Source organism: Mageeibacillus indolicus UPII9-5, assembly GCF_000025225.2.
GTDB classification, from domain to species: domain Bacteria; phylum Bacillota; class Clostridia; order Saccharofermentanales; family Fastidiosipilaceae; genus Mageeibacillus; species Mageeibacillus indolicus.
The window spans coordinates 710,116-731,971 of record NC_013895.2 but is presented as its reverse complement, the minus strand read 5'-3'; the positions used below and the strand labels follow the sequence as shown (position 1 = coordinate 731,971).

Annotated in this window: 20 protein-coding genes and 3 tRNA genes; 6 read left to right on the top strand and 17 right to left on the bottom strand. The window is 42.3% G+C overall.

Annotated elements, in window-relative coordinates; genetic code table 11:
- Positions 1 to 11: 11 nt before the first annotated feature.
- Positions 12 to 1,397 carry a hexokinase family protein gene (locus HMPREF0868_RS03320; RefSeq protein ID WP_012993285.1) on the bottom strand — a complete coding sequence of 462 codons (1,386 nt, stop codon included), beginning with the start codon at positions 1,395 to 1,397 and terminating at the stop codon, positions 12 to 14.
- A 149-nt stretch (positions 1,398 to 1,546) separates the two neighbouring features.
- Here HMPREF0868_RS03320 and HMPREF0868_RS03315 point away from each other — a divergent pair, with 149 nt between their 5' ends.
- Positions 1,547 to 2,047 (top strand): GAF domain-containing protein, encoded by a 501-nt coding sequence (locus HMPREF0868_RS03315; protein WP_012993284.1) that lies wholly within the window; start codon positions 1,547 to 1,549, stop codon positions 2,045 to 2,047.
- 67 nt (positions 2,048 to 2,114) lie between these two features.
- Here HMPREF0868_RS03315 and HMPREF0868_RS03310 read toward each other — a convergent pair whose 3' ends face one another.
- Entirely contained in the window at positions 2,115 to 2,945 is an 831-nt protein-coding gene (locus HMPREF0868_RS03310) for an HAD family hydrolase (protein WP_012993283.1), read from the bottom strand.
- Between the two features lie 40 nt (positions 2,946 to 2,985).
- Positions 2,986 to 3,372, bottom strand: a complete 387-nt coding sequence (locus HMPREF0868_RS03305; RefSeq protein ID WP_012993282.1) for an ArsC/Spx/MgsR family protein — start codon at positions 3,370 to 3,372, stop codon at positions 2,986 to 2,988.
- Between the two features lie 269 nt (positions 3,373 to 3,641).
- Here HMPREF0868_RS03305 and HMPREF0868_RS03300 point away from each other — a divergent pair, with 269 nt between their 5' ends.
- Positions 3,642 to 5,147 (top strand): C69 family dipeptidase, encoded by a 1,506-nt coding sequence (locus tag HMPREF0868_RS03300; protein ID WP_041705670.1) that lies wholly within the window; start codon positions 3,642 to 3,644, stop codon positions 5,145 to 5,147.
- A 232-nt stretch (positions 5,148 to 5,379) separates the two neighbouring features.
- Here HMPREF0868_RS03300 and HMPREF0868_RS03295 read toward each other — a convergent pair.
- The 5 genes from HMPREF0868_RS03295 to HMPREF0868_RS03275 form a co-directional block, all read right to left on the bottom strand.
- Positions 5,380 to 5,455, bottom strand: a tRNA-Pro gene (locus HMPREF0868_RS03295).
- A gap of 44 nt (positions 5,456 to 5,499) precedes the next feature.
- Positions 5,500 to 6,486 carry a hypothetical protein gene (locus HMPREF0868_RS03290; protein ID WP_012993280.1) on the bottom strand — a complete coding sequence of 329 codons (987 nt, stop codon included), beginning with the start codon at positions 6,484 to 6,486 and terminating at the stop codon, positions 5,500 to 5,502.
- Positions 6,487 to 6,535: 49 nt separating this feature from the next.
- Positions 6,536 to 6,611 (bottom strand) — tRNA-Met (locus HMPREF0868_RS03285).
- Between the two features lie 4 nt (positions 6,612 to 6,615).
- Positions 6,616 to 6,702: transfer RNA gene (locus HMPREF0868_RS03280), tRNA-Leu, on the bottom strand.
- A 93-nt stretch (positions 6,703 to 6,795) separates the two neighbouring features.
- Positions 6,796 to 7,395 carry a phosphatase PAP2 family protein gene (locus tag HMPREF0868_RS03275; RefSeq protein WP_012993279.1) on the bottom strand — a complete coding sequence of 200 codons (600 nt, stop codon included), beginning with the start codon at positions 7,393 to 7,395 and terminating at the stop codon, positions 6,796 to 6,798.
- A gap of 256 nt (positions 7,396 to 7,651) precedes the next feature.
- Here HMPREF0868_RS03275 and HMPREF0868_RS03270 point away from each other — a divergent pair, with 256 nt between their 5' ends.
- From HMPREF0868_RS03270 to HMPREF0868_RS03260, 3 genes are all read left to right on the top strand, one after another.
- Positions 7,652 to 8,557: a transporter substrate-binding domain-containing protein gene (locus HMPREF0868_RS03270; protein WP_012993278.1), complete on the top strand. Its 906-nt coding sequence runs from the start codon at positions 7,652 to 7,654 to the stop codon at positions 8,555 to 8,557.
- 72 nt (positions 8,558 to 8,629) lie between these two features.
- Positions 8,630 to 9,319, top strand: a complete 690-nt coding sequence (locus HMPREF0868_RS03265) for an amino acid ABC transporter permease (protein WP_012993277.1) — start codon at positions 8,630 to 8,632, stop codon at positions 9,317 to 9,319.
- Complete coding sequence (locus tag HMPREF0868_RS03260; RefSeq protein WP_012993276.1) at positions 9,303 to 10,025, top strand: amino acid ABC transporter ATP-binding protein; 723 nt, start codon at positions 9,303 to 9,305, stop codon at positions 10,023 to 10,025. The genes HMPREF0868_RS03265 and HMPREF0868_RS03260 overlap by 17 nt, the downstream gene beginning before the upstream one ends.
- A 93-nt stretch (positions 10,026 to 10,118) precedes the next feature.
- Here HMPREF0868_RS03260 and HMPREF0868_RS03255 read toward each other — a convergent pair whose 3' ends face one another.
- Together HMPREF0868_RS03255 and rbr are read right to left on the bottom strand one after the other, a co-directional pair.
- Entirely contained in the window at positions 10,119 to 10,331 is a 213-nt protein-coding gene (locus tag HMPREF0868_RS03255) for a cold-shock protein (RefSeq protein ID WP_012993275.1), read from the bottom strand.
- A 206-nt stretch (positions 10,332 to 10,537) separates the two neighbouring features.
- On the bottom strand, positions 10,538 to 11,131 hold the full coding sequence (gene rbr, locus HMPREF0868_RS03250; RefSeq protein WP_012993274.1) for a rubrerythrin: 594 nt from the start codon (positions 11,129 to 11,131) through the stop codon (positions 10,538 to 10,540).
- 217 nt (positions 11,132 to 11,348) lie between these two features.
- Here rbr and HMPREF0868_RS03245 point away from each other — a divergent pair, with 217 nt between their 5' ends.
- Positions 11,349 to 12,668: a Sapep family Mn(2+)-dependent dipeptidase gene (locus HMPREF0868_RS03245; RefSeq protein WP_012993273.1), complete on the top strand. Its 1,320-nt coding sequence runs from the start codon at positions 11,349 to 11,351 to the stop codon at positions 12,666 to 12,668.
- A 200-nt stretch (positions 12,669 to 12,868) separates the two neighbouring features.
- Here the strand turns inward: HMPREF0868_RS03245 and HMPREF0868_RS03240 are convergent, their stop codons facing one another.
- From HMPREF0868_RS03240 to ileS, 7 genes are read right to left on the bottom strand one after another with little or no spacing between them, the layout of a single operon-like run.
- A complete protein-coding gene (locus tag HMPREF0868_RS03240) occupies positions 12,869 to 14,983 on the bottom strand; it encodes a bifunctional 4-hydroxy-3-methylbut-2-enyl diphosphate reductase/30S ribosomal protein S1 (protein ID WP_012993272.1) in 2,115 nt (704 codons plus the stop codon).
- A complete protein-coding gene (locus HMPREF0868_RS03235; protein WP_012993271.1) occupies positions 14,964 to 15,758 on the bottom strand; it encodes a lysophospholipid acyltransferase family protein in 795 nt (264 codons plus the stop codon). Before HMPREF0868_RS03235 ends, HMPREF0868_RS03240 begins: the two co-directional genes overlap by 20 nt.
- Positions 15,736 to 16,419, bottom strand: a complete 684-nt coding sequence (gene cmk / locus HMPREF0868_RS03230; RefSeq protein WP_012993270.1) for a (d)CMP kinase — start codon at positions 16,417 to 16,419, stop codon at positions 15,736 to 15,738. The genes HMPREF0868_RS03235 and cmk overlap by 23 nt, the downstream gene beginning before the upstream one ends.
- A gap of 8 nt (positions 16,420 to 16,427) precedes the next feature.
- Positions 16,428 to 17,048: an SMC-Scp complex subunit ScpB gene (gene scpB, locus HMPREF0868_RS03225; protein WP_012993269.1), complete on the bottom strand. Its 621-nt coding sequence runs from the start codon at positions 17,046 to 17,048 to the stop codon at positions 16,428 to 16,430.
- Positions 17,041 to 17,853, bottom strand: coding sequence for a segregation and condensation protein A (locus HMPREF0868_RS03220; RefSeq protein ID WP_012993268.1), 813 nt, complete (start codon positions 17,851 to 17,853; stop codon positions 17,041 to 17,043). Before HMPREF0868_RS03220 ends, scpB begins: the two co-directional genes overlap by 8 nt.
- Positions 17,853 to 18,563 (bottom strand): site-2 protease family protein, encoded by a 711-nt coding sequence (locus tag HMPREF0868_RS03215; RefSeq protein WP_012993267.1) that lies wholly within the window; start codon positions 18,561 to 18,563, stop codon positions 17,853 to 17,855. Before HMPREF0868_RS03215 ends, HMPREF0868_RS03220 begins: the two co-directional genes overlap by 1 nt.
- A gap of 2 nt (positions 18,564 to 18,565) precedes the next feature.
- Positions 18,566 to 21,781, bottom strand: a complete 3,216-nt coding sequence (ileS, locus tag HMPREF0868_RS03210; protein ID WP_012993266.1) for an isoleucine--tRNA ligase — start codon at positions 21,779 to 21,781, stop codon at positions 18,566 to 18,568.
- Positions 21,782 to 21,856 lie beyond the last annotated feature (75 nt).

Here is a 21,856-nt window from a genome sequence, read left to right as displayed (position 1 = left end):
AGTCAATCCGATCACTCAGCCAGATGCCAGCTTAAAGCCGTGCCAAGCAAATTGGCATTTTCACGCGGTGATAAAAATACATATTTATCAGCCAAGCCAGCCTTAGCCAGATAATATTTGAAAAGGTCAGCCAAAGCAAAAGATTTATGATAAGTACTTCCTTCAATCAAAACTGCCGTTTTTCCAAGATCTCCTTCTGCAGTGCTTTTTTGCGGCAGCATTGCAGTAACCGCTGCAAGCACTATCGTCACCAGTTTTGCCGCTCGTTCATAAATAGCCGCCAGTAGCTGTCGAACAACACTTCTACTTTCCTCAGTAGGGAAACAGCGATTCCAGAACTCCGGATAATCCGAAACATTTTGTAAAAACATGGATACGGAAGCATTGGATAAACGTGTGAATTCTTCAATTACATCTGAATTACAATTGCAAATATTTAGAATAGGTTTACCTGAAACAATATCATCATGCCCGTGGAAGGCCGATTTCACACCAGCCGCAGCCAAAATTGTCATACCACTCAATTTTCCCAAATATTCACCTGATAACAATTTTTCAAGCACATGATCATTCGGCAAAGTCGAAATCTCATCCAGGTATCGATCAATATCCCCGCGATTACCGATCGTGTAGTTGCCCATTTCCGTATTTACAAGCATGTTAAGCGGATACGAACCAGCAAGTTTCGGCCAAGCAGCAGTAGGTAAAGCACAATTAAAGCCTGTTCCGTGAATAATTCCGATAGGACCTGAATAATTGTTTTTAGCCGTAGTCTGCAAAATACTGAGCAAAGCGGCTGTTGAATCATTAGCGACTCGCATAGGCAAAACCGGTAAGCCTTGTTCGCGACAAACCGCCTGTAAATCTCGCACCAAATTGCGTCCGGCAGCATCACTGATTTTAACTTCCTTGCTCCACGCCAATATTTTAGCTGTTTTATCCTCTTCAATATCAGCAGCAAACGAAAAACAAATCGCCATACGTGATATTTCATCGGAAAGATAGGGTTTGAAAAAATTCGCCAATTCTCTCAAAAAATCCAGATAGTCAATATTTGAATTTTTGCCAGGCAGACCGCAAGACTTTGATTTAAGCAAAACTGTTTCGTCTCCGCTAACTCTTACTAAACCGGCACGTAAGTTAGTACCGCCAATATCTAAAACCAAAACCGTCTCAGCCGGCAAATCTCGTCTGATCTCACTGCCGAGGTAAGTCGGTAACATTGCCATATCGCTATCTTTATGCTCAAGCCCACAACGCATCGCTGCAATAAGCCTCTTTTTTTCGCCATCAAAATCATATTGCTCAGCTAACAAATTATGTTTTTTCAAAAAATCTTCAACTTGCGGTAGACGTTCAGCAACTTCCGTAGGAAATATTTCAATTAATTTATTCATCATCGCCCTCCAATGCCAAAAATCGCCAATCACGGTAGAATACTAACAGCAACTAAAAATTGCTCTATACATTTTACAACATTATTCATATACTAACAAATAATGTATAATACTCATGATAATATTACTACAACTTCACAGGAGTTACTATGTCTTTTGAATTATCCACAGCCACATTTAATGATTTCGAATGCTTAAAAGCACAATTAGCGGCCTTAGCCGGCGACAATTCCTATCCAGTTACCAAATTAAGCAACCTTGCAGCTTTACTAGGAATGGCTCTCCCCAAAATAAATTGGATAGGCTTTTATGTTGTTGATCCTATCCACAACTGTCTTCGCTTAGCGCCATTTTTCGGGAAACCTGCTTGTACCCTTATCAGATTTGGTCAAGGGGTATGTGGCACGGCTTGGGCAGAAAATAAAGTTATGCGAGTGGATGATGTAAGCTTATTTCCCGGCCATATTGCCTGCGATTGCCATTCCCGTTCGGAACTAGTCCTGCCTTTATACAATAACGGCAAAATTGTCGGCGTTCTCGACATCGACAGTCCTGAAATTGCAAGGTTTTCCAATGACGATGTCCAGAAATTGGAAGAAGCAGCTTCAATTATTTCGTCAAACGTTAATGATTTAAATAAATTATGGTAACTATGCTTAAGCTTCAGCTGCATTTCACCGCATTTACGACGTAGGATGTTCCTACTTATCTGCTATATCAGCCGTTAGGATAATTATTTAAGTCGTCTACACTTATAATTAAATCAATTATTTTTTTGATCAGGCAGTCAAGTTTTTGATGGGGACGATAATCGGCCGGCACATAGTAATTTATTCTTCCCTCGTTAAAAATCTTCTGTATCAATTGATTGCCGCCTACTGGATTGTATACCCCAATTGAGTACCCACCGTTGGAAGATATAAGTTTCATGCATGGAATGTCAGTTTCGCTGTCACCTATGTAAATCATATGCTGAAAAGGTACACGTAACTCATCGACCCGGTAATAATTGTTTACAGCTGTGTCATTGACATCTAAAACGCCCTTGGAAATCCGAAATAGATATTGCGTTTTTTCGGTATAATTTACTGTTTGCGCCGGCCAGAATGCCTGTCCCTGCCGATCATAACAAAAAGACCCTGCATATATTTTAGTGAAAGCGCCGTTTCTAGCCGGCGTGGTACCCTCGATCATTTCCTTTAAGCCGGATGAGATAATATAATGCTCAACCGCCCAACCACGGGAAGCAGCATAAGCAGATGTACGTTCAAACCAATTTTCAACCCCCGGATACAATCTGACTTTATTGCCGTAGTCTCGCAGCAGATCTCGCGTCAGCTTAAATTTGCCGGCCGCAGCATGAAGCATCAAGTACATGTAGGCCAAATTAGCATCACCATCGTGTTCGGCGGCAAAATCATTTGACAATCGCCAGAATTCATCTGGCTCATGTCCTACGGCTTGAATAAACCCTTGCTCTTGCATGTTCTCCGGGCTAAGTGTTTTGTCGAAATCATAACATATAGCGATAATTTTCTTCTTTTCCACGCTCGCCTCCCCAATTGTTAAACTCGGATGTCAAAAATTTTCAATTTTTTGCCGTACTTACCGCGTTTGCCGCATCAATTTTTTTCGATATATCTCTTCCAACCAAAATGGACGGTTCGCCGGGCTCATCTGAAAGTAAAATCGGTCGTTTAACCAGCATTCCGTTCCCTGCCAGCAATTCAATTTGCTCATCTTCTGACATTGACTTGCGCCGTTCGGCTAGATGCTGCTCCCGATAAATAACTCCCGACGTATTGAACAGTTTGCTCAGCGGCACGCCATAATTTTTTGCCCAAGCAGACAACTCATCCTTTGTCGGTCTGTGCTTGTCAATTTCACGATATTCATAAACTAAATTCTTATCTTTTAAAATTTTCTCAACGTTTTTACAGGTAGAGCAACGCTTCAGCCCGATTAAAATTCGCATAACTTCCTCCGTTCCGGCTACAGTCGTTTTCAATAATTAAGTGCCGGGAAAATCTCCGCACTGATATTCTAGCACAATATTTACGACCGTGTTTTTGTATCCACTCGGTAATTTTGCTATAATTAACCCTGTTTATACAATTCTTGAGTGCTGTATGACACCGTATGACACCGCATGACACCGTATAACACTGTACAACACACTTAATGAATTTGCGTTCTACATTAATAGACAATGTTACACATTTTAAGGACAGAAAGGAATTGCTTATGCCTTGTACCACATTATTAGTCGGAAAAAAAGCCACCTATGACGGTTCAACAATGGTTGCCCGTAATGAAGACTCACCGTCCGGGCAATTTACACCGAAAAAGTTTGTCGTTGTTCAACCTGATCAGCAACCACGACATTATAAATCAATTCTTTCCCACGTAGAAATTGAGTTGCCGGATAATCCAATGCGCTACACCGCCATGCCTAACGGTTTTACCTACGAAGGCATTTGGGCTGCGTGCGGCGTAAATTCAGCCAATGTTTCCATGACTGCGACCGAAACAATAACAGCCAATGAACGGCTGCTTGGTGCCGACCCCTTGGTTGAATACCGACCAGCTAAGGGAAAACCGGGCGATCCTGATTATCAACCTGAAGTATGCGGCGGAATTGGAGAAGAAGATATTGTTACCATTTGTCTGCCCTATATCCGCAGTGCTCGTGAGGGTGTCCTTCGTTTAGGTGAACTTTTGACTAAATACGGCACATATGAACTAAACGGTATCGCTTTTCAAGATGTCAACGAGATTTGGTGGTTGGAAACTATCGGAGGACACCATTGGATAGCCAAACGTGTTCCCGACGAAGCATATGTTGTTATGCCAAACCAGCTCGGCATAGATGAGTTTGATTTTAAAGATGCCTTAGGCAAGAAAATCAATCACCTTTGCTCGGATGATTTATATGAATTCGTTCAAAAATATCATTTGGATTTAAGTAAGAATGGCAAATTCAACCCTCGCCACGCGTTCGGCACAGCTTCTGATGCTGATCACACCTACAACACGCCTAGAGCTTGGGTAATTCAACGCTATTTCAACCGCAATTCGGCTGTTTGGGATACAGATGCGGCAGATTTACGTCCCGACTCCGACAATATTCCCTGGGCACGTGTTCCGGAAAAAAAGATTACGCCGGAAGATGTTAAATACACTCTTTCCGGTCATTTTCAAGGAACCCCTTTTGACCCATACGCCCACTATGGGGAATCAAATCGTCGCGGATCACTGCGCCCGATCGGCATAAACCGTAATAATTTTCTTGGATTGGTTCAACTGCGTCCCGATATGCCTGATGAGCTCTGTGCTGTAGAATGGATCGCCTACGGCTCAAATGTATTTAACGCTATGGTTCCATTCTATATCACCGTCAATCGTACCCCTGACTACCTTGCTCGCACCACTACCGCAGTTACAACTGAAAGCTTCTACTGGGCCAATCGTCTCATCGGTGCCCTAGCCGATGCACATTTTGCCCAATGCAGTTCACATATAGAACGCTATCAGATTTCAGTGGGAGTAAAAGCACACACTCTCCTCAATACAACCGAAGCCGGATTTGCAGCCGCAATTGATACAGGTAAAACAGCTGAAGAAATTTGTGAATCAGCAAATGAAGCTATGGCGAATATGGCAAAAGATCTTACTGACGATTGTCTTAACAAAGTTCTACACACAGCAAGCTGCGGGATGCTTAATGGTTTTTCCCGCTCCGATGCATAAACTATGATCCCCTACCGATAGTCCTTCAGATAAATAGAATACTGTAGTTAATCTGAAGGACCGTTCGGTTCCGTATTTCACCACCGAATTCCATTCAAGCGTATTTCCACCGTCTCTTAATAGAGGAGTGCCGAAAGTTTTAATCTTATTATTTTATTTTCCCTTGCTGCGAATAATCCAACAACTAAACAAAAAGGCCGCCACACTACAATAGTGTAACGGCCTAATATATTGGTCGAGGTGACAGGACTTGAACCTGCGACATCCTGCTCCCAAAGCAGGCGCGCTACCAGCTGCGCTACACCTCGAAAAGCCTGTTCATTTTATCACATCATGACAATAAAAGCAATAATCAGTTGGCAAATCGCGTCCATTCATCATCCTTCATAGCTACCCAACCTTCCTCAAGCTTAGCCCAGATATAGCCATCTTGCGTTTTTAAAGCATAAAAGGCATGCTTACCCTTAGCAATATGGCCCAAAATTTTGCCATCCAAACCGGGAGTTTCCCGTATTCGTAATCTATTTACCATAACCTCAACATTGCCCAATTTTCCACCATTTAACGCAAAGGGAGATTTATACACTTCCGACGCGTTTTCTTTTATGCTGTCTTTCTGTTCGTTGAGTATGATTTCATTCACATTAGCCGTTTCCAACTCAATGCCCTTATATCCGGAATCTTTAATACTCTGGCGTGTTGCCGCAATATCACCGTCAGCCTTGTCTGATCGGGAAAATTCCGATTTACAGGTCAGTTTCCCATCCGTAAAAGCGATATCAGTGAGTTTAACGGAGCAAGTTATTAATTTTTCAGCTCTATCCCCTTCAACCGTGGCATTATTACGCATACTGAAAGTGAATAAATAAATAAGCTTAAATTTTTCTCCAAAACCTTTACAGAAAGCTTCAGCAGCCAACACCTTGCCGTTATTTTTAGCATAATTGGCAAATTCAGCTGTCTTGCCGCGAATTTCATTGATGGCGAACTCTAGCAACTTAATCCGGTCTTGAGGGGAGTACAAATTGTAAGGATTTATTTCATCCGCCTGCTTCCCTGCTTTTTCAGTAGTTGGTCCATCTGGCAAATTTACAGCTGTATTTCCGTCAGAACCGGTTTTCCCGGATAATTCTGTGGCGGGTGACACCTGATCAACATGATTATTAGTGTGCTTGGCGGTCTCAGATGCTTCCTTATCGCTGCGCATCATTATGTAATATATGTATCCACCGACTGAAATTATGACAGCTAACATTAAAAGCACAATCACAACATGTGTTATTTTACGATCATGTCTGTGTTCTAAGTCTTTTTCTGTCAAATGAATATACTCAGCCATATTTACCTCATTAAAAAAGCCGATCTAGCAATAGCTAAATCGGCTCTTATGGTTGCGGAGGAAGGACTCGAACCTCCGACCTTCGGGTTATGAGCCCGACAAGCTACCATCTGCTCCACTCCGCGATATTGGTGCTCATGGCCGGACTTGAACCGGCACGGATTTTACTCCGACGGATTTTAAATCCGCTGCGTCTGCCGATTCCGCCACACGAGCGACTATTCTGTACTGGCTTTCAGTACCCTTGTATTCTACAGCATCTTACGTACAAAGTCAAGACTAATTACAGAACATTTACCAAGTCTATTTTTAGCTTTTTGACGTAATCTCAACACTCGCCTCTTCTGAACCATTTATAAATGAAGCAAAATGTTTCGAGCGTCTCTCCAACATGATAATAAGCTTGTCCGCAATCCATGCATTCAAAAAACCCATTGCGGCCCCGATGATTATATCAGTAGGATAATGCACATATAAATACAATCGCGTTAAAGCGATTAGCAATGCCAAGACTAAAGATGCATAATATATGAAACTGAGCGAAGCATCAAATAGAGAACAGGCAGCACTGAAAGAAACAGTAGAATGCCCAGAAGGGAACGAAAATTCCGAAGGAAAATCGACTAAACCAGGATAACTTTGCGGTCTTAAAGCAAACGGACGTGGCCGTGCCACTAACGGCTTTAAAAACAAATTACATCCGATACCACAAAAAGCCGCTGCGAACAACATCCTTACCCCTTGGCGACGCCATTTTTTGTTAAAGCAGAAGGCTAGAGCCAGAACAAGCCAGAACCAACCTAGTTCTCCCAAAAAACTTAGCGGCGGAATAATTACATCCAAAAACACATGGCGGAAATTATCTTGTATATAATCCAATATATGCAATTCCCAATTTGATATATCCATGTTACCTCCAGTTATAAACAGTTATGGTTTGCGAATAATTATACCCTAAAATTTCTCAAAAGAGAAGTTGTAATGTTGGTAATTAAAATATTGGGAACGACAATAAACAACAAAATTCCCTTGTTTTATTGACAAATAAGGTGTAGAATACGATATCAACAACAATTTAAGGAGGATAAGGATTTGCTCTACAATTTGCGACGACGATGCAATCAATCAGACAACAACATTAATTAAATTTAAAGGAGTTATTTATATGAAAAAGTTAGTCACACTTTCATTGTTGCTTGTTTTTGCATTGACTATGGTCGCCTGCAACGGCGAGCCTTCCCCTGCCACCAAATCCGATTCTTCAATGCAATCGAAACCCGCTGCTTCTGCAACCGCCGAAGGATCACGACAATCTTCCGATGAATCTACAGCCGATCCGGCTCTACAGGAAATAAAGAAAAAAGGCAAACTGGTTCTAGCCACCAGCGCCGATTATCCACCTTACGAATGGCATTTAATGCAGAACGGCAAAGACGAAATAGTCGGTTTTGACATTGAAATTGCTCGCTCTCTTGCCAAATCCATCGGCGTTGAATTAGAAATCAAAGATCTCGACTTCGACGCTATCGTGCCAAGTATCACCTCAGGCCAAGCTGATATCGGCATCGCCGGACTTTCCGTCACCAAAGAAAGACTTGAGAGCGTAAATATGACTCAACCTTATTTTCAAAATAAACAGATCATATTAGTTAACAAGTCGGCTGCCGGACAATATAAAAAGCTTGAAGACTTCAAAGGAAAAACTGTAGGTGCGCAAACCGGATCTATTCAAGAGACTACGGTGCACGAAAAGTTCCCTCCCGAAGTTAAAGTTAAAAGTTTGGCCAAATTAAACAACCTGGTTATGGAAGTTTTGAATGGGACCGCTGACGGATTGGTAATTGCCAAAAGCAGTGGTGAGCAATATGTAAAGCTTTTCCCTGATTTGGTGGCTTTAGATATCACTTTACCGGATGAACCCGGAGTTTGTATTGCTCTAAAAAAAGGAAATGATGCTTTAACTACATACTTTAACCGCGAATTGCAAAAACTAATCGACACCGGCAAAGTTAAAGAATGGATCAGCCAATATGAAAAAATCAGTGCCGATGCTGCAGCAGCTACAAAATAACCTTTGAATCAATAAGCTAAGAGGCCGGTTCTAAAAAGAATCAGCCTCTTATCATTTTTCCCGGGAGATATTATGGAATTAATAAATAGCTGGCTTAGCTTTTTAGCTAAATGGGGTGGTATGTACCTTCACGGCACTTTAACTACCCTGCAATTGTCTTTTTTCGGAGTTTTATTCGGTTTTATATTAGGGCTTTTTATTGCGTTCATGCGTGGATCGCGGTCTCCATTTCTATCTGTACCTGCCAAAATTTACATACAGATTTTTCGCGGTACACCACTTTTAGTGCAAGTTCTTATTGCCTATTACGGTTTCGCTTCCGTTATTCCGAATGAATATAATTATTTAAAAAATCCATTGGTGCTATCTTTAATTGCGATTTGCATGAATTCTTCAGCCTATGTTTCTGAAGTAATTCGCAGTGGAATTAACTCTGTCGACCGCGGGCAGTTTGAAGCGGCATCTTCATTAGGAATGAAAAAAAAGCAGATTATGTACTACATCATTTTGCCGCAAGCAATTAAAACCGTTTTGCCAGCTTTGGGGAACGAATTTATAACATTAATCAAAGAATCGGCAATTGTAGCCTTCGTCGGAATCGGTGATCTAATGTACCAGGCCAAGATTGCGCAAGGTTCTACATTGAAACCTTTTATGCCGTATGTAACCGCAGCTCTGATTTATCTAGTTCTGGTTACCGTCTTATCAAAGGTAATTTCTCTTTTTGAAAGGAGGTTGGCAAACAGTGATTCTCATAAATAATTTAAATAAAAGTTTTGACCATAAACCTGTTTTAAAGAATATTTCGACGCATATCGATGCCGGCGAGGTGGTGGTAATAATCGGTCCATCCGGCTCAGGCAAGTCAACTTTTTTGCGCTGCTTAAACAAATTGGAGACCGCCGACAGCGGAGAAATATTATTCGAGGGTGTTGATATTACCTCACCTAAAACATCTATTGAGTCAATCAGAAAAGACATGGGGATGGTTTTTCAAAGTTTTAACTTGTTCCCCCACATGACTGTATTGGACAATATTACCTTAGCACCGATTTTAGTTAAAGGGATGAGCAAGCCTGAAGCCACAAAATTAGCCACTAAATTGTTGGAGCGAGTCGGTTTACAAGAGAAAATTGCCAGCTATCCTAATCAACTTTCTGGCGGGCAGAAACAGCGTATAGCGATTGTCCGAGCTTTGGCTATGAATCCACGTGTCATGCTATTTGACGAACCTACCTCTGCCTTAGATCCGGAGATGGTTGGCGAAGTTTTGGATGTTATGAAGCAGCTAGCTAAAGATGGAATGACCATGGTTGTTGTTACTCACGAAATGCGCTTTGCACGTGAGGTTGGAACACGTATTTTATTTTTGGATGACGGATACCTTGTTGAAGACGGAACACCAGCAGAAATTTTCACTACGCCAAAAGAAAACCGCACAAAACTATTCTTAAGTAAAGTTCTTTAAATCATAATTAGAGAAATGAATATAAACGAATAGAATGCAAATAAATTAAAAGGGCTACCGTGAGGTAACCCTTTTCAAATGCGTATTAATTAATTATGCCAAGCAAACATTAACAGCGCGCATCTTATTAGGATCTTTCGGATCCGCTTCAGTATCGAAAGTAACCTTTTGTCCTTCTTTCAAAGTCTTGAACCCGTCAATACGAATTGCTGAAAAATGTACGAACAAATCGTCTCCGCCGTTATCATTGGCAATAAAGCCATAGCCCTTAGTGTCATTAAACCACTTTACAGTACCTGTGTTCATAATGGTACCTCCTAAAAAATTTACCTGATCATCAACATAAAAAAACGTCCTCACTCTCCATCCTCCGTCAGATGAAGTGTGAAAACGATACTATCATCGAACAATCAGAACAATTTAACTATATCATATTACGCTATTAAAAACAAGAGAAAATAATATAAAAACGCCTCTTTATTTAAAGAAGCGTTTACTAAAACTAAGTTCGATTAAAAATTATCCGATAATAGTTCAAAGAAGCTGCCGGGATGTTGGCACGCAGGACACACTTTGGGGGCCACCTTTCCCATGGCAATATAGCCGCAGTTACGACATTTCCAGGCTACTACTTCTTCTTTAGCGAATACATTTTCCTCTAAAACATTAGCTTGAAGTTTCAGATATCTTTCCTCGTGATGTTTTTCTACCGTCGCGATAGCTCTAAAAGCTCGGGCAACATCCTTGTACCCTTCAGCTTCAGCAATATCGGCAAACTTAGGATACATATCGCTCCACTCTTCATTTTCACCAGCAGCGGCAGCAGCTAAATTCTTGGCTGTGTCATTGTATGCTACCGGAAAAGTAGCTGTAATTTCAACCATCTGAGGCAAAGTTTCCTCTCCGAAATGGCTCACCAATAATTTATAGAATACCTTGGCATGTTCTTTTTCATTGTCAGCGGTTTCCGTAAATATAGAAGCAATTTGCTCATAACCTTCTTTCTTGGCGACTGAAGCAAAAAATGTATAACGGTTACGTGCCTGAGATTCACCGGCAAAAGCCTTCATCAGGCAAGTTTTGGTGTTAGAATTGGTAAAATCCATAATTATTCCTCCCTAGTTGATTTTGTTTCCTGCGGTTCTCCTACCGCATATATATTATATCAATTTCCTATATTTCGTTCAACAAGAAATAATGATGTTTATATAATATTAATATAATAATTCGGAGTGTTTTATGAAAATTGCTATTTGAAAAATCACGGTATTTCCTTATAATGTATAAAGTGAAACTACTCTTATACTTAGTGGGAGATACAATATGCCGGTAAAAACTGATTCTTATTACGAGACGATGGAAAAACACTTGTGCGAATTAATTCGTATTCCCAGTGTTAAGTCATCACCTTTGCCCAACGCACCTTTCGGCTTGCAAACACTTCAAGCTTTAGAGTATATGCTAAATTTAGGCAGTTCCTTCGGTTTCACGACCAAAAATCTCGACGGATATGCTGGTTATATAGCTTTTGAAGCAGAGAAACCGTTGCCATATGTCGCTGCGGTTTGCCATTTAGATGTTGTACCGGCCGGTGATTGGGAAGATGCTTTTAAAGCCGTAATAACCGACGATAAAATAATCGGGCGAGGAAGCATCGATGATAAAGGCCCGGCCATGTGTTGTCTGTTCGCCCTAAAAGCACTCAAAGACAGTGGTTACAAACCAGCCGTAACCATTCGCTTAGTACTTGGTCTAGATGAAGAATCTGGCTCTGACTGCATGGAATATTATTCTGCCAACGAGCCTGCTCCCTTAGCAGCATTTACGGCGGATGCCGACTTCCCAGTTATTTTTGCAGAAAAGGGTAATTTGCATTTTTCTTTCAGTAAACAGCGCCCAACAAATGAATCTGACCTGCAGAGCCTGGTTGCGGGGACTAAAGCCAATGTTGTTCCCGGTTATTGCACCTACACGGCTAAAGGCCAGACCCACACCGTTATCGGCGAACCTGCCCATGCTTCCACTCCCTGGCTGGGTAAAAATGCCATTAGTTTGGCGGTTCAACAACTCACCACCCTCCCTTCAATTAATATTGAGCGAGATTCTTTTATAAACTTCTTCAGTAAATACTTCTCGGCAACAACCGATGGTTCACTTCTCGGGATAAAATGCCACGACGATCTGTCCGGCAGCTTAACCTGCAATGCCGGCGTAGCTGAGCTTAACCCGCAAGCTTGGTCTTTAGAATGTGATATTCGCTACCCTGTAACTTTTCGCTCGGAAAATATCATCAATGTATTGGAAGAAGTTGCCGCAGCAAATGAATGTTCCTTTAAAGTCAGCTCTGATTCGTCCCCTCTAATTCGCGATCCAAGCGATCCTTTAGTTATTACGCTTATGGATATATATCGCCAATTAACCGGCGAAGCCGAAGCGAAACCTATTGCAATCGGGGGAGGTACATATGCACGGGATGTTAAAAACTGCATAGCCTTTGGACCGGTTTTCCCAGGCGAAGAATGTATTTGCCACCAAACTGGCGAGTTCGCCCGGCGTGATACCCTAAAAAAAGCGATGAACATTTATGCGGAGGCTTTCTTCCGCTTGTCTAAAGAAGACTCATTAAATCCTACTGCACTTTAAATCCTACTGCACTTTAAATCCTGCTTCACTTTAAATCATGCTACACTTTAAAAGTGGCAAATCCTACCATACTACAGCAGTGGTAGCAGCAACTATCAAGCTATTCAAATTCACCCACCAAAGACAAAAGTACCGATCTCTAATGAAACCGGTACTTTTGCAAGCAAGTGAAATATGAATAGGTCTATTGTCTAAGAAAATTATTTTTCTGCATCGCTCTTGTCTATATATTCTGTGGGCAATTCTTCAGCTGGTTCCTCTTTCTTTTCTGCAACATCAATCGGATCGATAGGAGCAACCTCTTTAATGCTGATGCTTATGCGACGCTGTTCATTGCTGACTTCCATAACTCTTGCATCAACTTCCATTCCTTCTTTGAGAACTTCACTCGGTTTAGCAAGACGAGCCGTGCTGATCTGAGAAATATGGCACAAAGCATCAACACCGTCAGCGATTTCGACAAAAGCTCCGAAGGGGAACATTCTGACGACTTTGCCGTGGACAATGGTGCCAATCGGGAATCTGGTCTCAATATCGTGATACGGATCATCTTCAATTCGTTTATAGCCGAGGGAAATACGCTTACGTTCCGGGTCGAACTCCTTTACGTATACTTGAATATGATCACCAACTTTAATCACTTCAGAAGGATGCTTAATTCTATTCCAAGAAAGTTCGGAAACATGTACCAAGCCATCAACTCCACCGATATCAACGAACGCTCCGAAATCGGTCAGGCTGCGGACAACACCTTCACGGATATCGCCTACTGCCAAAGTATTCCAAACTTCAGCCGCTTTAGCAGCACGCTCACGGTTGAGCAGGACACGACGGGAACCGGCTACACGCATGCGTTTCTTTTCCGGATCAAATTGAGTAACCAAAATCTCAATCGTTTTGCCTTTATAGTCTTCCAGGTTATCTACTGTGCCCATTTCTAGCTGAGTACGATGGATATAAATATCGACACTACCAAAAGTAGCAATCACACCGTCTTTAACAACGCTGACCACTTTAACAGTTATCGGAGTCTTATTTTTGTAAGCCTCCTCGATTAAATTTTTGTATTTGCTAAAATCAACACGTGCCTTGGAAAGTTGAATATCCTTACCCATATCAGAATTACGGATGCTACGCACGTAAACCTCGATTTCCGTGTGCTCCTGTTTGGCTTTTTCCAGATCAAACTCCGGATCATTATCAAACTCGCGACGCGGTATACGCCCTTCCGACTTGTCTTTAACATCGACATAAACGTTCTCGTCATCATAGCTCGTAATAACGCCCTTAACTGTAACGCCACGTTTTAATTCCGGTATATTTTCGATAAAATCGGTAAAGCTAACGTCACTTTGTTCTGCCTGGTTTTGAACCACTTCATTTTCAATCATTCTTTGGATAACCTCCATGATAATACTTTCCGGCGAAGATGCCCCAGCTGTTACACCAACCTTCTGCCCTGCCAAAGAATGCTTACACATCAATTCACAGACATCGTCAGGTTTTTCAACCAAGTACGTGTCGCCACACGCATTGCGACATACATCAAAGAGTTTCATAGTATTGGAACTTTTCTTGCTTCCAATCACTATCATTATATCAGAGTACGTAGCCAAGAACGCAGCTTCTGCCTGTCTCTTTTCAGTCGCTAAACATATTGTACCAAAAAATTCAAGTTTTGCAATTTTATTTTTTAATATTTCGCGTATTTTTTGGTGTATTTCGCAAGAAAATGTAGTTTGTGATACCAATATAGCTGATTTTTGTTTAAAATTTTGGCAATCTAAGTTTTCAGCGTCTTCAGTTGAAGTCAAAATAACTGCTGTGTTATCACATTCTCCGTTAATTCCAATTATTTCCGGATGATGCGGCGCACCGGTTATCAATATTTGTTTACCTTCAAGATAAGCCTGGCGAACGATGGTGTGGATGCGTCTAACATATCCGCAAGTACAGTCGGTCATTTTTATATTCGCGTCCAAGATAGTTTTTTCTTCTTGCGGCGGTATGCCATGCGCTCTGATTAATGTTTTAGCGCCTTTTGGGATGTCACTTATTGAGTCAACTACCTTTACACCGTTTGAAGTAAAATGCTCTATAACAAAATTGTTATGTATCAATTCTCCATACATATAAAATGGCGTCGGCAACGAAGACGCTATTCCTTCACGCAGCATTTCTTCGGCCGTTGCAACCGCTTTGGCGACACCAGCACAAAAACCGGCAGAAACAGCTAAGTTTATTTCACAAGGTTTATCACCATTTGAACTTCGGTATATAGTGTTCAATTTAAAATTATTGATAAATGCTGTCATCTGCCTCGTCCTTAATAAGTTGATCTTGCTTGCCACTCATGGCATGTAAATCTGACAGATTTTTATCGTCGGACTGTTGCTTTCCAAGATAATCAGTACATTTCTTTTCGTTAATTATCGGGCATTCCGGATATTTTTCTTGTTTAAGAGAATAAATTTTTTGCATTATATAATATGACATTTCATTACTACTTTGCTTTATCTTATCTTTGCTGACATTTAGCTGATAAGGCTCCCCAAAAGTAACATCAATTCGTCCGCCGATTTTGAAGCGGCCGGAAATTGCTACCGGTAAAATAGGAATATTATTGCGCACCGCGAAATGTGCGGTTCCTGTGCTAGGTGGATAGTCACGCAAATCAGCATCGCGAGGGACGCGTGTCGCCTCGGGGAATATACCGATAACCTTGCCAGATTGCAAATAATGCAACATCATCTTGGCAGTGTGCAAGTCCAATTTTTTCCGATCTACGGGTATCATTCCCCACCAACTAAAGAAAAGTCGCCCGACAGCAGCCTTCGTTAACTCACGTTTACCTACCCAGTAAATCCATGGTTTTACCCGTGTAAGAATTACCACTATATCCAACATCGACGTGTGGTTAGCAGTGAGCAGCAGTGGCCCTCGATCGGGTATATTTTCTAGGCCATGATAATGTACTCGGAAAAGTATACACTGTAAGAAGCGCACTATGGCTATTATAAATTGGCGAAAACCTCTTTTAGAATCAATGTCAATGTAATTGTCAGAATTATCTTTTTTTGCTTCGTTCATATTCTTTCACCAGTTTAAGCACAAAGTCGACGCATTCGTTTATAGACATTTCAGTGTTGTCGAGTGGAATCGCATCTGCAGCCTGTTTTAAGGGGGCAAAATCACGCTCGCTGTCTTGCCGATCACGATAGGAAATATCTGATTTCACCTCAGCAAGTGGCACCTTTTTGCCTTGAGCAGTTTGCTCCTTCCAGCGACGTTCAGCCCGGGCATCTATTCCAGCTGTCAAAAAAATTTTAATTTCTGCTTGTGGCAAAACATAGGTGCCTATATCCCGTCCGTCAAGCACACAGGGCTGTAATGCCGCTATTTCACGCTGTTTATCTACCATGGCCACGCGCACCGGTGGTAAAGCACTAATGTCTGATGCGGCGCGTGAAACTTCACCGGTACGGATCTTTGCTGTAACATCGATACCATTAACCGCTATCTTCTGATGGCCGTCAGCAAAACTGATTTGCAAATTCAGCTCAGGCAAAATAGCTTCGACAGCGTTTAAATTGTTCGGCTTGATCCCCTTATACAATGCGTACCAGGCACAGGCTCGATACATCGCCCCGGTATCTAAATAAGTAATCTTCAATTTTTCGGCTACAGCTCTAGCCAATGTGCTTTTTCCTGCACCGGCAGGCCCGTCAATTGCGATTGTGATTTTATCCATGTTATCACTCATTCCAATAAGTTATCAATACTCATCTGATTTTTAAGCTTGGCAGCTCCCTCTGTTTTTTGCAAATTAGCCGTCAACTCTTGTAAACTACTATACATTAAAAGTTCCATCGGTGGCAAAGCTTCTGTGCTGTTTAAACCGAATTCGGACAAGAACTTGTCTGTAGTGCCGAAAAGTTGCGGTCTGCCAGGAGCATCCAAAAATCCCCGCGGTTCAATTAAGTCGTGTTCCAACAGGCGGTGTATAAGGCCGTCGCTGTTCACTCCGCGTACAGCTTCAATCTGTGCTCTGGTAGTAGGCTGATTGTACGCTATAATAGCTAAAACCTCATAAGCTGCCGGCGTTATTGGCGGCATATTTTCCGGAGTGAATAAGGTTTGTAGAATTTCGCTTAAAATCGGTTTGGTCGCCATTGTATACGTGTCATTTACATTTTTCAAGTAAACACCTTTGCTTGGATCGGCAGCCCACTTGTCAGCCAAATTTTGTAAAATTTCTGCTGTCGCAGCTTTTTCTGTACCTAAAATATGAGCAATTGTTTCAAGCGGCAAAGGATCACCGGCGGCAAATAATACAGCTTCAACAATCGCTTCTTGGGGAAGTTTACCGACTTCACACATATGAATGATCTCCTTCATCGCGCAAAAATTCCTGCCAAGCCTGATCGTCAGCCTGCGGATTCTCTTCCAATAAAATTACGTCAAAAGACTTCTTTTGCGTAACCAGAATTTGGTTCATGCGCAACAACTCCAATATGGCAAGAAATCCGGCTACCAGCTCAGATTTACCCGCGTTGAACGGGACGAGTTCGAAGAAAAATAGACGTCTGCTTGCTTTAATTCGATTCAAAAAGTTCTTTATTTTTTGCTTAATCGGCACCTTATCTTGTCGCAACAAATATTCTACTCGTTTTCGAATGTCCTGGAAGCGATAAGCGTTCTTGGCCACCAACTTGTTACACGCCTGCATAAATTTGTCCATGCTCAACGGTGGTGAAGGCAGTTTGGCCAGCTTTATGCCTAAATCGGTCGGCGAAGCGGGACGGCGCACCAAGCAGCCGCCATATCGACTCTGGCGTTGTATTAAATCAGATGCCAACAATTTGCATCTTTTGTAAGCAACAAGTTGCATGACCAAATCAGTGCGAGGGTCATCATCGGCTTCTTCCTGAGTTGATCGCGGTAAAAGCAAGCTAGACTTCACTTGCAACAAAGTTGAAGCCATTACTAAAAATTCAGCTGCTATCTCAACTTTATTTTGGCGCCAATTTGCCAAGTAACTAAGGTATTGTTCAGTTATTTCCGTAATTTTAATATCATAAATATCCATCTTATTCTTTTCAATAAGATGCAACAACAGACTGAGGGGCCCTTCAAAGGCAGCCTCAGGTAATTTTATAGTTAGTTCTTCTACTTGTTCGTTCATTAAATCAGTATCTCGCCCAGAAAACGGAAAAGCAGGTCAATCGGCCGGTGAATAATCAGCTCAAACGGCGTGGCCACTACATGCAAAACGGAGTTAAGCACACTAGGCAGAAAAAGTATGACCGCAATAAATGCCAATCCTATGTAGCGTTCATATCTCATTATGCTGTAATAAAGTTTATTTGGTAACACTGCCCCAAACACCTTGTATCCATCCAGAGGCGGAACCGGCAGCACATTGAAAATAGCCAGATTTATATTGAGGATTGAGAACTTAATCAATATTTCCAGAATTATTTTTAATATATGAGAATCGTACAGTGAAACGGTTGTTTTCGCAGCTGAAACCGCCGCCAGAAGGAGCACGATATTTAATAAAATATTTGCAATAAAAGATAGGAAAAGATTGGACAACGGGCCAGCCACCGCTGTAAGAACCATACCTTTTTTCATACTGATACGGGGGTTAAACCGTGTCGGATTAATCGGCACAGGTTTCGCCCATCCTACCAATCCCCCAAGCATCATCAGCGTACCAAGCGGATCCAAATGCGCAAGAGGATTCAGGGTTATCCGCCCTGAATCCCAAGCCGTGTTGTCGCCGAGCTTATGCGCCACCCAACCATGCGCACATTCATGAAAGCTTAGAGAAAACAATAATACAACCACCGATATAACCGTCGAGAGTATAATGTCGGCTGTCGGCACCATTTTTATGCCCTCCTCACAACTTTGATACAACATTTCAAGCCGTTGATATTCCATTCTTTGGCAGCAAAATCCGTTGCGTCGTTGCAATTTTCAATTGAAATAGCCAGTGTTTCATCTTTGACGACATCGGCATATTTATTGAAAATGTCGACCAATTCCGGATCTGCTTGATAGTAAATAGCAATACGGTCTGCCACTTCAAAGCCTGCTTCCTTACGTGATGTCTGAATTTTGGAAATAAGTTCACGTACTAAGCCGGCAGCTATCAATTCCGGCGTCAGAGATAGATCTAAGGCCACCGTGATATCTCTATCCTGCTGAGTTGCCAAATCATTTTTTTGTGCGGTTTCAATCAGCAGATCATCTGCTGTCAAGCTGACTGGTTCACCGGCCAGGTCAACGGAAATCGACCCAGTTTCCTGCAATCTCTGCCAAGCCACACACGTGTCCATCGTTTGCAAAGCCTTGGTCAACAATGGCAACTGTTTGCCAAAACGTTTGCCTAAAGTCCGCAGCTGTGGCTTAAATTTATGATCGACTAGATCGGCCGCATTATCGGCATAAACCAACTTCCGAACATTGAGCTCGTCGGCAATAACGGCCAACATGGTTTCTGGCAGGCGCCGCGGTGATACAACCGTCATTTTCGCCAAAGGCTGACGATTTTTAACATTGGCCTCATTGCGGGCCGCCCGTCCTAGGGCTACTATTTGTAATACTTCCGCCATCTCAGCCTCAAGTTGTGAATCGATTTCGTTCAGATCGGCCACCGGATATTTTGCAAGATGAACCGATTCCGGAGCAGTGGCGTCTACACTTCTGACCAAATTTTGATAAATTTCTTCAGCAATAAACGGAACAAACGGAGCCGCCATTTCCACTACGCTACGCAAAACTGTATAAAGCGTTAGATAGGCATCTCGTTTATCCGCTTCCATCCCGTCCGCCCAATATCTCGTCCGGCAGCGACGCACATACCAGTTGGACAACTCGTCAACAAATTCCTGTAAGCTCCGCGCGGCAGCTGTAATGTCGTAATGATCTAAATAATCACGCACTGTCTTAATGGCAGATTGCAAGCGTGAAATAATCCATCTGTCCATGACTGACAGCTTGTTATATTCAAGTTTATATTTAGTAGGATCAAACTGATCAATATCTGCATACAAGATATAAAAAGCATATGTGTTCCACAAGGTACCCATGAAACGGCGTTGACCTTCCGCCACGCTGTCAAAGGAAAAACGACTAGGCAACCAAGGATTGCTGTTGGTATAAAAATACCAGCGCACAGCATCAGAGCCCATACGGTCAATTGCTTCTTGTGGAGAAATGACATTGCCTTTGTGCTTGGACATTTTTATGCCATCTTTATCTTGTACAAGACCCATGACAATGACATTTTCATACGGCGTCCGGTCAAAAAGCAACGTCGATATAGCCATCAGAGAATAGAACCATCCTCTTGTCTGGTCCTGAGCCTCGGATATAAATTGAGCCGGGAAATTGGCTTCAAACAATTCCTTGTTTTCAAATGGATAATGATATTGTGCAAATGGCATCGCGCCAGAGTCAAACCAGCAATCGATAACTTCGCTCACACGTTTCATAACGTGATTGCAATCCGGGCAAGGGAATTTTACCGCATCAATATATGGTTTATGTAATTCGATATCTTCCGGACAAGCAGGTGCCAAGCGACGCAATTCTTCTATCGATCCAACAACATGTAGTTTGCCGCAATGCTCACATCGCCAAACCGGCAGAGGTGTTCCCCAATAACGTTCGCGCGAAAGTCCCCAATCGATCGCATTAGCGATAAAGTTACCGAACCGGCCTTCGCGGATACTTTCTGGGATCCAGTTAACCTGATTGTTATTGGCAACCATAGCTTCACGCATTTGGCTCATACGTATGAACCAAGAATGTCTGGCGTAATAGATCAGGGGTGTGTCGCAGCGCCAGCAGAAAGGATAGCTATGTTCAAACTGTATGGCCGCCAAAAGACTTTTGTTCATCGCCATCATCTTAATGATCGGTTTGTCGGCATCTTTGCAGAACATACCAGCAAAATCGCTAACATCTTCATGCATAGTGCCGTCTTCTTTAACTAATTGAAGGAACGGCAGATCGTAGGCTCGACCGATTTGGGCATCGTCTTCACCGAATGCCGGGGCTATATGAACTATACCGGTACCGTCACTGAGAGTAACATAATCACCACAGGTAACGTAGTAAGCCTTTTTTTGTGCCGCTTCAATCGCTTTGCGGCCATAGGGGAACAACGGCTCATAGGTCACGTGTTCAAGCTCTTTACCTTTACATGTTTTAATCACCTTAGCCTTGTGACCGAACAGTTTTTCAACCAAGGCCACTGCAACCCAATATCGGCCGGCTTGTGCGGCATCAATTTTGAGTACGCCGCAGCTGCATTCATCCGAATCAGCAGACTGGTCTTTGTCGTCAACCATCACTTCAACTAAAGCATAGTCGGCCTCAGGGTTAACGCAAAGAGCCACATTGGAAGGCAAAGTCCAAGGTGTTGTCGTCCAAGCTGCGAACCATGTGTTTGCCTCGCCTTCGACCTTGAAGCGGATAAAGACTGAAGTTTCCTTCACATCTTTGTAACCCTGGGCCACTTCGTGACTGGCTAACGCAGTTCCGCAACGGGGGCAATAAGGAACGATTTTGTGTCCTTCGTACAAAAGTCCTTTTTCCCAAATTTTCTTAAGCGCCCACCATTCGGATTCAATATAGGTGTTGTCATATGTAACATATGGGTTATCCATGTCGGCGGAATAAGCTACCCGCTCGGACATTTGCTCCCACTCGTCCTTGTATTTCCAAACACTTTCTTTACATTTTTTTATAAACGGTTCAAGTCCATAGGCCTCAATCTGAGGTTTGCCGTTTATATGCAAGAGCTTCTCCACTTCTAGTTCAACCGGCAGGCCGTGGGTGTCCCATCCTGCTTTAAATTCGACATGGAAGCCTTGCATTCTTTTGTAGCGGGGAATTATGTCTTTAATCGCACGAGTCAAAAAATGTCCGATGTGGGGTTTGCCGTTAGCTGTAGGCGGCCCGTCATACTGAGTAAAGTTTTCGCCTTGCGAATTCAGCGCCGTCACCTTATGCCGAATATCGTGCTTACGCCAAAATTCTAAGACCTGTTCTTCCCTTTTTACAAAATTCATATCTGTGCTAACTTTTTTGTACATAATTTCCTCCTGCTTCCGCTCAAACATAATACTTGATTATAAACTGTAAATCAGGAAATTAAAAGATGCTAATCG